Origin of the sequence: Vibrio sp. VPAP30 (assembly GCF_001188205.1) — a bacterium.
In the GTDB taxonomy this organism is placed as follows: domain Bacteria; phylum Pseudomonadota; class Gammaproteobacteria; order Enterobacterales; family Vibrionaceae; genus Vibrio; species Vibrio bivalvicida.
Map to the genome: position 1 here is coordinate 598,304 of NZ_LBLS01000043.1, position 13,710 is coordinate 612,013.

At 45.3% G+C, this 13,710-nt stretch carries 12 protein-coding genes; 7 read left to right on the top strand and 5 right to left on the bottom strand.

The features are described from left to right. The first annotated feature begins 76 nt into the window (after positions 1-76). The 6 genes from ZX61_RS22890 (at position 77) to fabV (ending at position 7,630) form a co-directional block, all read left to right on the top strand. Positions 77-1,081, top strand: coding sequence for a glycosyltransferase family 2 protein (locus tag ZX61_RS22890; protein WP_049846883.1), 1,005 nt, complete (start codon positions 77-79; stop codon positions 1,079-1,081). Beyond that, on the top strand, positions 1,078-2,499 hold the full coding sequence (locus ZX61_RS22895; protein WP_049846884.1) for an ArnT family glycosyltransferase: 1,422 nt from the start codon (positions 1,078-1,080) through the stop codon (positions 2,497-2,499). The genes ZX61_RS22890 and ZX61_RS22895 overlap by 4 nt, the downstream gene beginning before the upstream one ends. A gap of 2 nt (positions 2,500-2,501) precedes the next feature. Beyond that, positions 2,502-2,906, top strand: a complete 405-nt coding sequence (locus ZX61_RS22900) for a GtrA family protein (protein ID WP_049847009.1) — start codon at positions 2,502-2,504, stop codon at positions 2,904-2,906. A 348-nt stretch (positions 2,907-3,254) separates the two neighbouring features. Next, entirely contained in the window at positions 3,255-3,881 is a 627-nt protein-coding gene (locus ZX61_RS22905; protein ID WP_049846885.1) for a TetR/AcrR family transcriptional regulator, read from the top strand. Between the two features lie 77 nt (positions 3,882-3,958). Further along, positions 3,959-6,250, top strand: a complete 2,292-nt coding sequence (locus tag ZX61_RS22910; RefSeq protein ID WP_049846886.1) for an acyl-CoA dehydrogenase — start codon at positions 3,959-3,961, stop codon at positions 6,248-6,250. A gap of 177 nt (positions 6,251-6,427) precedes the next feature. Continuing rightward, positions 6,428-7,630 carry an enoyl-ACP reductase FabV gene (gene fabV, locus ZX61_RS22915; protein WP_049846887.1) on the top strand — a complete coding sequence of 401 codons (1,203 nt, stop codon included), beginning with the start codon at positions 6,428-6,430 and terminating at the stop codon, positions 7,628-7,630. A gap of 235 nt (positions 7,631-7,865) precedes the next feature. Here fabV and xthA read toward each other — a convergent pair whose 3' ends face one another. After that, complete coding sequence (xthA, locus tag ZX61_RS22920) at positions 7,866-8,672, bottom strand: exodeoxyribonuclease III (RefSeq protein ID WP_049846888.1); 807 nt, start codon at positions 8,670-8,672, stop codon at positions 7,866-7,868. Between the two features lie 199 nt (positions 8,673-8,871). On the opposite strand from xthA, the gene ZX61_RS22925 reads away from it, so the two are divergent. Then, positions 8,872-10,989, top strand: a complete 2,118-nt coding sequence (locus ZX61_RS22925; protein WP_049846889.1) for a methyl-accepting chemotaxis protein — start codon at positions 8,872-8,874, stop codon at positions 10,987-10,989. A 76-nt stretch (positions 10,990-11,065) separates the two neighbouring features. On the opposite strand, the gene ZX61_RS22930 is transcribed toward ZX61_RS22925, so the two are convergent. From ZX61_RS22930 to ZX61_RS22945, 4 genes are read right to left on the bottom strand one after another with little or no spacing between them, the layout of a single operon-like run. Next, positions 11,066-12,199 (bottom strand): ribosomal protein uL16 3-hydroxylase, encoded by a 1,134-nt coding sequence (locus tag ZX61_RS22930; protein ID WP_049846890.1) that lies wholly within the window; start codon positions 12,197-12,199, stop codon positions 11,066-11,068. Further along, positions 12,187-12,357 carry a pleiotropic regulatory protein RsmS gene (rsmS, locus tag ZX61_RS22935; RefSeq protein WP_049846891.1) on the bottom strand — a complete coding sequence of 57 codons (171 nt, stop codon included), beginning with the start codon at positions 12,355-12,357 and terminating at the stop codon, positions 12,187-12,189. The genes ZX61_RS22930 and rsmS overlap by 13 nt, the downstream gene beginning before the upstream one ends. Continuing rightward, on the bottom strand, positions 12,357-12,905 hold the full coding sequence (locus ZX61_RS22940) for a primosomal replication protein (RefSeq protein WP_049846892.1): 549 nt from the start codon (positions 12,903-12,905) through the stop codon (positions 12,357-12,359). Before ZX61_RS22940 ends, rsmS begins: the two co-directional genes overlap by 1 nt. A 9-nt stretch (positions 12,906-12,914) precedes the next feature. Beyond that, a complete protein-coding gene (locus ZX61_RS22945; protein WP_049846893.1) occupies positions 12,915-13,694 on the bottom strand; it encodes a sulfite exporter TauE/SafE family protein in 780 nt (259 codons plus the stop codon). Between the last annotated feature and the right edge of the window lie 16 nt (positions 13,695-13,710).

Consider the following 13,710-nt stretch of genomic DNA (forward strand, 5'->3'; position numbering starts at 1 on the left):
CTACTGATAGATTCGATTGCAATGAAGCAGTTCGACAGAGCTGCGTTTGAGAACCTAATCCAACATAGGGGGCAATATGGGTTATGTAACCTCAGTGCCAAGTCGTACTCAGTCACCCATCACACTCAGTGTTATCGTTCCTTACTTCAACGAACAAGATGCCCTTCCAGAGCTGCACTCTCGTCTTACCTCTGTGCTCGAACGGCTGCCTGATAGCAGTGAAATTATCTATATCGATGATGGTAGCACAGACCGTAGCTTATCGGTTGTCGAGAGTTTTATTAGTCGTTCTTCGTCGATTCAAAGTGTTGCCTTAAGCCGTAACTTTGGCAAGGAGGCTGCGATGAGTGCTGGTCTAGAGCATTGCAACGGGCTCGCGGTGATCTTAGTTGACGCTGATTTACAAGATCCACCAGAGCTGATTCCTCAGATGCTAGATAAATGGCGAGAGGGATATGATGTCGTTAACATGCAGCGCGCAGAAAGGCTAGGGGAGACGTGGTTTAAACGTAAATCTGCCGCCGCGTTCTATCGGATTCTGAATTCGATGGTTAAGTCTAACATTCCTGAAAATGTTGGTGATTTTCGACTTCTATCAAGAGAGGTTGTTGACCATATCAATCGGTTACCTGAGCGCAATCGTTATATGAAAGGCATTTTTGCATGGCCTGGTTTTAAGCAGGCAACGATTCAGTTTAAACGCGATGCGCGTTTTTGTGGTGAAACGAAGTGGAACTACCTAAAACTTATCGGTTTGGCGGTGGATGGCATTACTTCTTTTTCTATTCGTCCTTTGCGAATTGCGACATTCCTAGGATGTTTAATTGCTGGTGGTGCTTTTATCTATGGTGTGATGATTGTGGTTAAAACACTGTTGTTCGGTGATCCTGTCACGGGTTATCCGTCAATGATGGTGGTGCAACTCGCTTTGGGTGGAATCCAGCTGCTCAGTATCGGTGTATTAGGTGAATACATCGGACGAATTTTCATCGAAACCAAACAAAGACCTTTATACCTCGTGCAATCGGTTACTGAGAAGCAAGCACTGCATCAGAATCAAAAAGCGGAGAAACAAGCATGAGTCTTAACCGAATTCATTTGTGGGCCATTTTAGGTGCCGCTCTGTTTATCCGACTGGTTACCCTTGGTGCCTACCCATTAATGGATACTACTGAAGCCAGATACGGTGAAATGGCGCGTTTGATGATAGAAACCGGAAATTGGGTCACACCGCAGTTTGATTACGGGGTGCCTTTTTGGGGTAAGCCACCATTATTTACCTGGATGAGTGCGCTAGGTATCGAAACATTCGGTGTTAATGAATTTGCGGTTCGAGTGCCGCACTGGATTGCAGGTGTGTTCATTCTGTTATTGATGGGGTTATTCGCAAAGCGACTGGGGTACAGTGGTTTAGTCACTTCGTTGGTCTTGGCGACCTGCGGAATCTTCTCGATTGCAGCGGGTGCTGTGATGACAGATATGGCGCTCACATTCGGCATGACAATCGCAATGATAGGCTTTTATCTGTGTTGGTTGAGCTATGAAAGCAGTCATCCTAATAAAGTATGGGGCTATGTCGGTTTTATTGGCTTAGCTATTGGTTTGTTGGCGAAAGGTCCGCTTGTTGTTGTGCTAATGGGATTGGCTGTCGGGCCTTGGCTGATCTTGCAGCACGGTTTTGTTCATGCATTCAAAGTGATATGGCAACGTTTTCCACTTGTCGGAGGCACTTTACTTATGTTGGCGATCGCACTGCCTTGGTATGTACTGGCAGAGCAAGCTACCCCGGGGTTTTTAGATTACTTCATCATCGGTGAACACTTTAAGCGCTTTTTGGTCAGCGGCTGGGAAGGTGACCTTTACGGGACTGCACACAATGAGGCTCGCGGCACTATTTGGCTATTTTGGCTCTATTCCGCTGCACCGTGGTCTATTGTGTTACTAGTTTTATTATGGAAAAAACGTCGCATTTTGAAGTCAGCTATTAGTGCTGAAAATGGCATTGTCAGCTTCCTCCTGCTTTGGCTGATTGCGCCACTCGTTTTGTTTACTTTTTCGGGAAACATTTTGCCTGCCTATGTACTGCCTGGTGTGCCAGCGATCGGTTTGCTGATAGCCATCCTAGTATCGGATGCAAAACAAGATCACAAGTGGTTTAAGGTTACTGCTACCATCGTGCCTGTATTACTGCTTGTTGCTATCGGGTTTATTCATTTTGATGTCGGTGATAAGCGCAGTGATAAAGTCATTCTAACGATGGCTGACCCGAGTGTAGCGACTTACTACGTTGGGTCTCGTCCTTTTTCGGGCCAGTTCTACAGTTTTGGTCAGGCAAAATTATTGGGTGATGAAACCGTGCTTGACTCGTTGCCTCAGGTGCAGTTGATTGGTGAACGCACTGCTGTCGATAAGCTTGTTCAAGAGAAACAATTAAGTTGCATCATCGAGTTTACCTCTAAGAGTCGCCGCTCGCTGTATCGTTGCGGTCAACAGTCGTGAGTGTGAATGTCAGACTTGTACGCTTTGCGCTGATAGGAAGCATCGGCTTTATCGCCGATGCCGTGGTTTTTTCGGCTCTGTTTTATCTAGCAGACACGTCAATTATGCTTGCTCGTGCGATAGCGTTTGTTGGCGCGGCTACGGTGACATGGTTTGGTAATCGTACCTTCACTTTCTACAGCACAGAACAAAAAGCTTTTCAGCAATGGATGAAGTTTATGTGTGGAGCGAGCTTTTCTGCCTTGCCGAATTTTATTGTGTTTAAGGTGCTGTCATCAGTTTTAGGAGAGGCTGGGGTTGGGCCGTTGATTGCCTTAGTTGCTGGGATACTGGTAGGGATGGTGAGTAACTACTTGCTAAGCTCGCGCTGGGTTTTTGCTCAGGTTGGTATTAAACGCGCAGAATAAAAAAAGCCCAGAGCAATCGGGCTCTGGGCGGATACAAATAAACATAGGAGTTAAATAAGAAAAAGCAGCGTAAATTAGTAGCTTCAGTAAGAAGACAAGTTGACGGCCTGTAAACTTAATGGGTTGTTCAAACCCTCGAATGCTCTGCTAACTACAATTATTCAGACCGGGCGTTTTCAAAACAGTTCCAACTTTTTTCAAAAAATATTTAATTTTCTTCTTTCAGGTGCTTAGAACCCTTCTCCGATCTTCTGGTCAGACCAATATCTAAAAGTGTGATGTTAATGGCTTGTTGCCTTTCTGTTTCGATTGTATATTTCAAACAGTTGTTTAATACGAGTGATTAAAATGCCAAGTAAAAACTCCACTAAAGAGAAAATTCTTGATGTAGCAGAGGCACTTTTTGCAGAGCATGGCTTTAAAGATACTTCTCTACGTACGATTACCAGCAAAGCTGGCGTGAATCTAGCGTCGGTTAATTATCACTTTGGTGACAAGAAAACTTTGGTGAGAGCCGTACTTAATCGTTACCTAGAGGCATTTATGCCGGCTGTGCAAGATGCATTAATCAATCTCAACCTTAACGAGCGTTATGAGATGGCAGACGTGTTTGAGTCTTTACGCGGGCCGTTACGTAATCTAAATGATGTACGGCCAAATGGAACCAGTCGGTTCATGCTATTGATTGGTCGTGGTTACACAGATGTGCAGGGGCACCTCCGCTGGTTTATCACCACTCGTTACTCGGATGCGCTTTCTCTATTTACAGAATCAGTAATGAAAGCCAATCCGAAACTGTCTCAAGAAGAGCTGTTCTGGCGTCTGCATTTTACGCTCGGTACTTGTGTATTCACAATGGCTTCGAGCCAAGCACTGCTTGAGATCGCAGAAAATGATTACGGAAAAGCAATGGATGCTAAATCGGTTGTTGACCAACTAATTCCATTCTTAGCAGCAGGCGTCGCTGCGGAATAGAAGTTTTAACTAGTACTTACAAAAAACAAATAACAAGAATATTAGACCAGACAAATAGCGAACAAAAGGATCTGATTATGGGCTCTCTAAGAAGAAAATGGGTAAGTGACCCTGCTTTCAAAATGTTTAAAAAAGTGTTGCCACCTCTGTCGAGCACAGAGAAGGAAGCAATGGAAGCGGGTAGCGTTTGGTGGGATGGTGAGCTGTTTTCAGGTCGACCTGATTTCACCAAACTGCACCAGTACCCAAAACCAACGCTAACAGCAGAAGAACAATCGTTTATGGATAACGAGCTAGAGACCCTGCTAGCAATGTTGGATGACCACAAGATCGTAAAAGAAGATCGTGATTTGCCTCCTGAAGTATGGCAATACTTGCGCAAAGAGCGTTTCTTTTCTTTGATCATCTCAAAAGAGTATGGTGGTCGAGAGTTCTCTTCTTTGGCTAACTCAACAATTGTGACCCGTATTGCAACGCGCAGTATCAGCGCTGCGGTATCTGTTATGGTACCAAACTCGTTAGGTCCAGGTGAGCTGCTGTCTCACTATGGTACGCAAGAACAGAAAGACTACTGGCTGCCACGTTTAGCTGACGGTACTGATATCCCTTGTTTTGCTTTGACAGGCCCAGAAGCGGGCTCTGATGCGGGTGGTATTCCTGATGAAGGCATTGTTTGTTATGGCAAGCACGAAGGTAAAGAAGTCCTTGGTGTTCGTCTTAACTGGAACAAGCGCTACATCACACTTGCTCCTGTGGCAACTGTACTTGGCTTGGCATTCAAAATGTACGATCCAGAAGGCCTTATGGGAGACAAGAAAGAGCTTGGCATTACTTGTGCCCTTATCCCTGCTGACCACAAAGGTGTCGAGATTGGTGAACGTCATGACCCACTAGGGCTCGCGTTTATGAACGGCCCAACATTTGGTAAAGATGTTTTCATTCCTATGGATTGGCTAATTGGTGGTCAAGACTACGCAGGTAAAGGCTGGCGTATGTTGGTTGAGTGTCTTTCTGCCGGTCGTGGTATTTCTCTTCCTGCCCTTGGTACTGCGGTTGGTCACCTGACTTCTCGTACAACAGGTGCCTACGCCTACGTTCGTAAGCAGTTCGGTATGTCGATTGGTAAGTTCGAAGGGGTAGCAGAAGCACTTGGTCGTATTGGCGGGTTAACGTATTTGTTAGAAGCGAGCCGAACGCTAACAACGACCTCTCTCGATCTGAAAGAGAAACCCGGTATCGTAACAGCGATTGCTAAGTACCATATGACAGAAATGGCGCGTACCATTCTTAATGACTCAATGGATATTCACTCTGGTCGTGCCATTCAAGATGGACCAATGAACTACTTAGCATCACCATACCTCGGTATTCCAGTCGCTATTACGGTAGAAGGTGCGAACATTCTTACTCGTAATCTGATGATCTTTGGTCAAGGTGCGACACGTTGTCACCCATACGTACTGAAAGAGATGGAAGCGGCAGCAAACCCAGATCAGAAACAGGGTGCGAAAGAGTTTGATGACTTATTGTTCAAACATATTAAGCACGCAATGGGCAACACGTTCGGTGCGTTCGGCGCAGCTTTAACAGGTTCTCGCTTTATTAAAGCAGACATGAGCGGTGCGACTCAGAAGTACTACAAAGAGATGACGCGACTAAGCCGTGCGCTTGCCGTCAGCGCTGATATTGCAATGGCGACACTGGGTGGCGATCTGAAGCGTAAAGAGATGATCTCAGCTCGCCTAGGTGATGTTCTAGCTTACCTATATATGGCGTCAGCAGCACTTAAGAAGTATGAAGATGAAGGGCGTCAGCAACAAGATCTAGACTTTGTTCACTACGCGGTTCAGCACTGTTTGCATAACGCGGCAAATTCGCTTCAAGAGGCGTTTAGCAACTACCCGCAAAAGGCAGTTGGCCGCTTACTGAAAGTACTTATTTTCCCATTGGGCAACCATTTTGCTAAACCAAGCGATGACTTAACAGTGAAACTTGCAGAAAGCCTGATGACTCCAGGCGCACAACGCGATCGACTCACTAAGCTGTGCTACGTAGGTAAAGAAGAGAATGACAGCGTTGGCCTAATGGAAACGGCATTCTTAGCGATGTACGACGTCAAGAGCCTGGAACGTAAGCTTATGCGTGCCGCAAAAGAGGGCAAAGTAGCTCGTAAGGGCCTACTGGCAGACAAATTGGCACAAGCATTAGAGGCTGACGTGCTGACTCAAGAAGAGGTTGATAAGATTGTTGCGGCGGACAAGCTGCGTTATAAAGCAATTCAAGTTGACCACTTTAGCCATGACTTCAGTGATGTTCATACCAATGGCAAGCCAAAAAAGGGTAAAGCTAAGCTAAATACAGCGGCTTAGCAGAGCAAATTAAAAGATACGAAGGGCGCCAGTGGGTGCCTTTCTTTTTTGCTCTAGATCTCTCTGGTGTATGTAAGTGCTCCAACCACTTACATTTTCACGATATTTTTACAGAAATTAGATGCGATCTTCAGATGAACCTTTTATCCTAGCGAGGTTTTTTAAAGGAAGTTGAATATGATCATCAAACCTAGAATTCGTGGATTTATCTGTACCACAACGCATCCTGTGGGTTGTGAAGCTAACGTAAAAGAACAAATTGCTTACACAAAAGCACAAGGCCCAATCAAAGACGCACCTAAGCGTGTACTTGTTGTTGGTGCTTCAAGTGGCTACGGTCTATCTTCTCGTATCGCTGCGGCATTTGGTGGCGGTGCTTCAACTATTGGTGTTTTCTTTGAAAAAGAAGGCACAGAGAAAAAACCAGGCACAGCGGGTTTTTACAACTCAGTTGCGTTTGAAAAGCTAGCGCGCGAAGAAGGCCTCTATGCGAAAAGCCTAAATGGTGATGCTTTTTCTAACGAAGCTAAGCAAAAGACAATCGACCTAATCAAAGAAGACCTAGGTCAAATTGATATGGTGGTTTACTCACTGGCTTCTCCAGTACGTAAACTACCAGAAACGGGTGAACTAATCCGTTCATCACTAAAACCAATCGGCGAGACTTACACTTCTACAGCCGTTGACACAAACAAAGACGTGATCATCGAAGCAAGCGTAGAGCCTGCAACTGAAGAAGAGATCAAAGACACTGTGACTGTAATGGGCGGTGAAGATTGGGAACTTTGGATCAATGCGCTTTCTGAAGCGGGTGTACTGGCTGACGGCTGTAAGACAGTAGCATACAGCTATATTGGTACTGAGCTGACTTGGCCAATCTACTGGGATGGTGCGCTAGGTAAAGCGAAAATGGACCTAGACCGTGCAGCGACGGCACTAAACGACAAGCTTTCTGTAACAGGTGGCACGGCAAACGTAGCGGTACTTAAGTCTGTTGTTACTCAAGCAAGCTCTGCTATTCCGGTAATGCCTTTGTATATTGCAATGGTATTTAAGAAGATGCGTGCAGAGGGTGTACACGAAGGCTGTATGGAGCAGATCTTCCGCATGTTCAGCGAGCGTTTGTACAAAGAAGATGGCAGCGCAGCAGAAGTGGATGATAAAAACCGTCTGCGTCTAGATGATTTGGAATTGCGTGACGACATTCAGCAACACTGTCGTGACCTATGGCCTCAAATTACTTCTGAAAATCTAAAAGAGCTAACTGACTACGTTGAGTACAAAGAAGAGTTCTTGAAGCTATTCGGCTTTGGTGTTGAAGGCGTAGACTACGAAGCTGACGTAAACCCAGATTATAAAGCAGATTTCATCGCGATCTAATAGGGGACTACGTCCTTAAGAACGTTTCACTCAGAGTCGAGATTGGGCTTCGCCCTTCGAGATGAACCCCGTGCATTACTCGGTCATTCCATAGAGTGACGAAGGAGCGAGTAGGGAATCTCAATCGATTATCTACTTGTTTGAAGAGATCCCCAACTCGGTCGTGCCTCCCTCTCGGGGATGACATAAAAAACAAAGGGTTGACACAATGTGTCAACCCTTTAATTTTGTCCAGCTACTTAAACGTCGACCAAATCGGTGCGTGATCTGATGGCTTCTCAATGCCACGTAATTCGTAGTCAACATCTGACTCGATACATTTCTCGGCAAGCTTCGGTGTGGCTAGCACCACATCAATGCGTAGGCCGCGGTTATCTGGGAATCCTTTTGAGCGATAATCAAACCACGAGAAACGATCGTTTACGTCGGGGTGGATTTGTCGGAAAGTGTCGACAAAGCCCCAGTCTAATAATGTCTTCAACCATTCACGTTCTTCCGGCTGGAATGAACACTTACCAGTTTTTAGCCAACGCTTACGGTTTGGTTCACCAATGCCGATGTCTGCATCAATTGGGCTGATGTTAATGTCACCCATAACGATAAGCTGTTCATCGTTGTTGTGGTGATCATTGAGATAAGTCATCAGATCTTTGTAGAACTGACGCTTATATGGAAACTTGGTCTCGTGGCTGATGTTGTCGCCTTGAGGGAAATAGCCATTAAGTACCGTGACTTTTTCACCATTCTCGTCTTCTAGCGTTACCATGATCATACGCTTTTGATGATCTTCATTATCGGTAGGGAAACCTTTTTGAACTGAGATAGGCTCTTTCTTACATAGCATGGCAACACCGTAGTGCGCTTTTTGCCCGTGGAAGTAGACCTTGTAACCCATAGCTTCAACATCTTCTAAGGGGAATGCTTCGTCGTGCACTTTGATTTCTTGCAGGCCGATAACATCCGGTTGGTGCTTATCGATCACGGCTTGTAATTGATGCAGGCGGGCACGAAGACCGTTGATATTGAATGAAATAACTTTCATTTCAGTTCCTTGCTTGTGGCTGTTCGAATTTTTGTAAGCCAATACTAGCATCAATTTTCAGTTGCAGCGAAGGCGATGAACCCACTTAGCAGTTATTAACATTTTTTTAAACTTTAGATTGATATCTACTATGTTTGTGGTGTAATTCCATTGATACTTATCTCTATTTAAAACACCGAGTTTGCTAAAAGGACGTACTATGCGAACGTTATCAGTGCAGTGGAAAATTACGCTTCTAGCAGGGTTCTGCCTGCTTGTGACTTCTCTTTCTTTGATTGGTTTTTCCGTTTACAACGCAATTTCTAATCAACATCAAATTAAACAGCAAAGTTCAGAATCTGTAATTGACAAGTCAGAGCAGATCGTTGAAACGCGCGCCTTGCTTAATGCCACGCAGGTTTCAGAGTTTCTCAATGAAGCCCTATATCGAGCCGAGATGCTTGCCTCTAGTGTGATGTTTCAAAAGAATCTAAGTGAAGAAAATTTTGGAGATAGTGAGGAGCTAAGGACTGCATTGGATGAGATGGTTCGTCGAGCAGTGGTTGATTTTGACAGTGTTCAAGGTGCCTACTTAGTCTTTAAGCCTGAGATGTTGGATAATGAAGACAGTAACTACGTTGACGCTGAGTATGTTGGTTCGAATGAAAGAGGTCGTTTTGCTCCGTACTGGATGACAGCGCAAAACGGTGAGAACATTGTTTCAAGTGTTTTATCTGAAGCATTACTTGATGACGCAACAAATAGTGAACGTTTTTATTGTCCACTAGCTTCGGGTGAAACTTGTATTACCACTCCAAGGTTTGTAACCCAAGATGGCGGTGCTTTCTTAACCAGTTCAATTTCAATTCCACTCTTGATTGATGATACAACAATTGGTTTCTTTGGCATCGACCTGCGATTAGATGGTCTGTCAGGGATTGTCGTTAACTCTGATCAACAGCTGTTCTCCGGTAGTGGTAACGTCAATCTGATCAGTTTGGATGGTTCATTGATCGCCAGCGATAATCCATCTAGTTCGGTCGGCCAGCCATTTGTGAGTGATATTGTTTCTCCGGATAAGTTAACTGACCTATTGTTTGGGCAATCTGTTCAGACACAGTGGAGTGAAGACGGCCAGTGGCTTAATGTTTTTGCGCCAATTATGGTCGCGAATCAGACTTGGGGTGTGCTATTTGATCTACCTCGCTCTAGTGTGCTTGCAGATGCTGAAGCGTTAGATGCAATTATCAGTCAGCAAGTAGAATCTAGCGTTACTACTGAGCTTGTCGCAGGTATTGTTTTGGTATTGCTAGGGCTTGCGACGATTGCTTTCTCTGCATCACGCTTAGTGAAACCGATTCGAGAAGTGGCTACTCGACTAGACGATATCGCCTCAGGAGAAGGTGACTTAACTCAACGCTTAGAGGTGAAATCACAAGACGAAATTGGCCAGCTCGCGATAGGCTTCAATAGCTTCTTAGACAAGCTGCAATCTATCATCAGTGAAGTGGTCGATACGACTATCCAGGTCGGTACAACCACTCAGCAATCCCGGATCGCGGCGCAGCAAACTCGCACCAGTAGCGACTCGCAGTTTAAAGAAGTTGATTTGGTTGCAACGGCTTCAGAAGAGATGACCCAAACGGCGGGGTTAGTGGTTCAAAATGCCGAAATTGCAGTCAGAGAGGCAGAAAAAGCGAATGAGGCAGCGGTAAGTGGGCAATCAGTGGTTGAGAAATCTCAACAAGAAATGATGCGTTTGGTGGAGCGTATGACAGCGGCTGTTCCTGTTGTTGAAGAGCTCGCCAACAATAATGCCAATATCACAGAGATCTTGTCGGTTATTGAAGGTATTTCAGAGCAAACTAACTTACTTGCGCTCAATGCCGCTATTGAAGCTGCGAGGGCAGGTGAGCAAGGACGCGGCTTTGCAGTTGTCGCGGATGAGGTGCGAAACCTAGCTAGTCGAACGCAAGAATCGGTCGGTGAAATTAGGCAGGTGATTGAAAATGTGCAGAATGGCACCCGAGATGTAGTTCAGGCGATTCAAGATGGTAATGATCTAGCGAATGATTCAGCTACACAAGTGCAAAATGCCGCCAAAGAGTTGAACCAGATCTTTACAGCCATTGCGTCGATCAACGATATGAACTCGCAGATTGTTAAAGCAGCAGAAGAGCAGCAATCAGTATCGGCAGAAGTAAACCAAAGCGTGACCAACATCCGTGATTTAAGTGCTCAAATACTGAGCCAAGCAGAAGAGTCCGAGATGGTAAGTTCGCAAATCGCCGATTTATCTGACAAGCAGCAGCAATTAGTTAATCAGTTTAAAGTCTAATCGGATTTAGATGGCTAGCGGAAAGCAAAAAGGGCTTCGTAATCGCGAAGCCCTTTTTATTGTCGAAAAATTTTGCTTAGTCGAGGTACCAGTACCCTTTGTTCACTAAGTCAGTTAGCAGCATAATGGTTTGCTCATCGGTCACTTTAGCGAAAGACTGAACATTGATCGCTTCGTGATTGCACAACGCATCAACTAGCCACTCTTCTCTCACATCAAACGTCTCGCCATTGATATAGATTTTGTCTGTTGCTTCTTGGTGATAGAGTGCTCGAATGCCTGAAACTTTGCGCAATGTGCCTAACGTATTTAAGTGTTCAAAAACTTCTGATGGCCTCAATTGAGCTTCGGGTTCGACAATATCAAGCTGGTGGCGTGACTGGCTGAGCATCGATCCCAAAAATTGCTTAATATCGTTGCCTGAGTTTAAAGCGGATCTGAGCATGTCGATAAGTAAGTCTGTATCAGAAGATAGGATCTCACCGTAGTGTGCTTGACTACGTAGCTGCGGGTTATGCAAGTGAACATCTCCCATGTCATGAGCTAGTACGTAGTCTGCAAAGTTGCTCAGTAGCTCTTGCTCTTTTGGAGAACGATAGCCAATAGAGTAACTCATACTTGGCTCAAGCGTATCACCTTCATGAGGAAAGCCCGGTGGGATATAAAGAATATCGCCAGGCTCAAGAATCTCGTCAATAATTGCATCAAAGCCTTCAATTTGTCTTAGTGCGCCAGCTTGAATGGATTCTTTGTACTGGCCAATGTCTTTATCTCCAACTCGCCAATGACGTTTACCGCTTCCTTGGATGATAAACACGTCATATTGGTCGATATGTGGACCTACACCCCCTTTAGGAGCCGAGAAGCAGACCATTAAGTCATCAAACAGCCAGTTAGGTAATTGTTTAAACGGCTCAATAAGCTCAGCGGATCCTAAGTGCCAATGGTTGCAGGCCTGAACCACTAATTGCCAGTGTGACTCTTCAAGAGATTCGAAATGAGATTGAGAAAATGGACCGTGTTTGGCTGTCCAGTTGTTGTCTTTATTGGTGATAAAGCGCGAGTCAATCTCTTCCTCCATCGCTAGACCTGCTAACTCATCTGGGGAAATAGGATCGATGAAATTCGCGAAACCACCTTTAATGACAGTCGGCTTTTTATGCCAGTGCTCCGCAAGGAAAAGGTTGAGATCAAAACTTAGCTGGTACATGAGTTCTCTAGCTTACTCTCTAAATCTGCTTTTACTATCTTAATGGCTTCGAGTGCAACTTTTGGATCGACTTGATTGCTTTCCAGTAGGTAAATAAGATCGACGGCAAGTTTGACCTCATCTGGTGCATTATCTAATCCTGAGTTCGATGAAGGCATTACGGGTTTCTCTCTCTGTAGGTAATTTGTTTTTCTATCTTGAGCTTTGCTTCTTGGCAGCGCTTAAGCCTTTGCTCGGTTGCCATAAGGGCTTGCTGAGCTGATTGTTGCTGGAAAGGTGGTGCGTACTGGAGTGCAAGTTCCTTATCTCGCACCATTTCCACTAAACGACGTTCCCACTCTTGATGCTGAGAAAGGTGTTGATATAGCTCGTTGATGGGTTTTCTGAAGTAGCTGCTATGTTTCGGCTCGTTTTTGCGAATCTTAGTGGTCGCCAGTTCACGTTGTATTGCTCCGACTTGCGCGAGCAAACGCTCGGTAAGATACTCTGCACGCATAGCGGTTAGCTTACCAGCGTCTTCTTCTCGAATAATGCTCTCTAGCGTTGACTGGGTTTCTTTGACACAAGGCACTAAAAGCTTGGCTTTACACTTGAAAAGCCGTTCATCGAAAAGCGCCAAGTGGTGCTCACCACGCTGACGATCCAAAGCCGCCGCGTTGATGGCGAGTTGCTCTAGGGTCGATTGTAGCTGCTTAACTTTACTCATAAGTACTGCCTAAAGGTTCACAAACCAAGCTTCGTAAGCGAGTTTGACCGCGAGAATGCTTACTACGGTAACAAACACAGGGCGAATGAACTTGGCGCCGAATCGAATTGCAGAGTGCGCACCAACAAAAGCGCCTGCCATTAAGCATACACCCATAGTCAGGCCGAGGACCCAATCGATATGTCCAAGTATCGCGAAGGTCACCAAAGAGGTAAAGTTACTGGTGAAGTTCATCGCCTTTGCCAAACCAGAGGCGAGCAAAATGTTGAGCCGATATAGTGCCATTGAACTTACTGTCCAAAACGCACCCGTACCGGGACCTGCTACACCATCATAAAACCCAAGTGTTAAACCCTGAGCATACTGTTTCTTATTTAATACCGGACAAGGTTGTGGAGATTCGTTATTCACGTTGCCCGGCGTTTTGTGCCAGATGGTATAGACCGCCGCAGCAAGAATGATCAACGGCAATATTTTTTCGAGCCACTGGGTACTGATGAGATCGACAAATAAAGTACCAAGGATGGCGCCAACCAAAGTAGCGACGAAAGCACGTAACCAACATTGTGGCTTAAATAGCTTTTTACGGTAGTAAGTAAATGCTGCCGTTGATGAGGCAAAGGTCGCGGCAAGTTTGTTGGTACCAAGTGCAATATGGGGAGGCAATCCCAAAGACAGCAGCGCTGGTACAGTAAGCATACCGCCACCACCTGCAACTGCGTCGATAAAACCAGCCAAAAAAGCGACAAGTGCCAACACCAACAGCATGGTTGGCTCAAAAAGTTCCATATAGTTATTCTTCTTT

Excerpts from the sequence above, each read along its gene's own strand:
- ZX61_RS22890 (WP_049846883.1), top strand. The coding sequence starts at position 77 with ATGGGTTATGTAACCTCAGTGCCAAGTCGTACTCAGTCACCCATCACA.
- ZX61_RS22895 (WP_049846884.1), top strand. The coding sequence starts at position 1,078 with ATGAGTCTTAACCGAATTCATTTGTGGGCCATTTTAGGTGCCGCTCTG.
- ZX61_RS22905 (WP_049846885.1), top strand. The coding sequence starts at position 3,255 with ATGCCAAGTAAAAACTCCACTAAAGAGAAAATTCTTGATGTAGCAGAG.
- ZX61_RS22910 (WP_049846886.1), top strand. The coding sequence starts at position 3,959 with ATGGGCTCTCTAAGAAGAAAATGGGTAAGTGACCCTGCTTTCAAAATG.
- fabV (WP_049846887.1), top strand. The coding sequence starts at position 6,428 with ATGATCATCAAACCTAGAATTCGTGGATTTATCTGTACCACAACGCAT.
- xthA (WP_049846888.1), bottom strand. The coding sequence starts at position 8,672 with ATGAAAGTTATTTCATTCAATATCAACGGTCTTCGTGCCCGCCTGCAT.
- ZX61_RS22925 (WP_049846889.1), top strand. The coding sequence starts at position 8,872 with ATGCGAACGTTATCAGTGCAGTGGAAAATTACGCTTCTAGCAGGGTTC.
- ZX61_RS22930 (WP_049846890.1), bottom strand. The coding sequence starts at position 12,199 with ATGTACCAGCTAAGTTTTGATCTCAACCTTTTCCTTGCGGAGCACTGG.
- rsmS (WP_049846891.1), bottom strand. The coding sequence starts at position 12,357 with ATGCCTTCATCGAACTCAGGATTAGATAATGCACCAGATGAGGTCAAA.
- ZX61_RS22940 (WP_049846892.1), bottom strand. The coding sequence starts at position 12,905 with ATGAGTAAAGTTAAGCAGCTACAATCGACCCTAGAGCAACTCGCCATC.
- ZX61_RS22945 (WP_049846893.1), bottom strand. The coding sequence starts at position 13,694 with ATGGAACTTTTTGAGCCAACCATGCTGTTGGTGTTGGCACTTGTCGCT.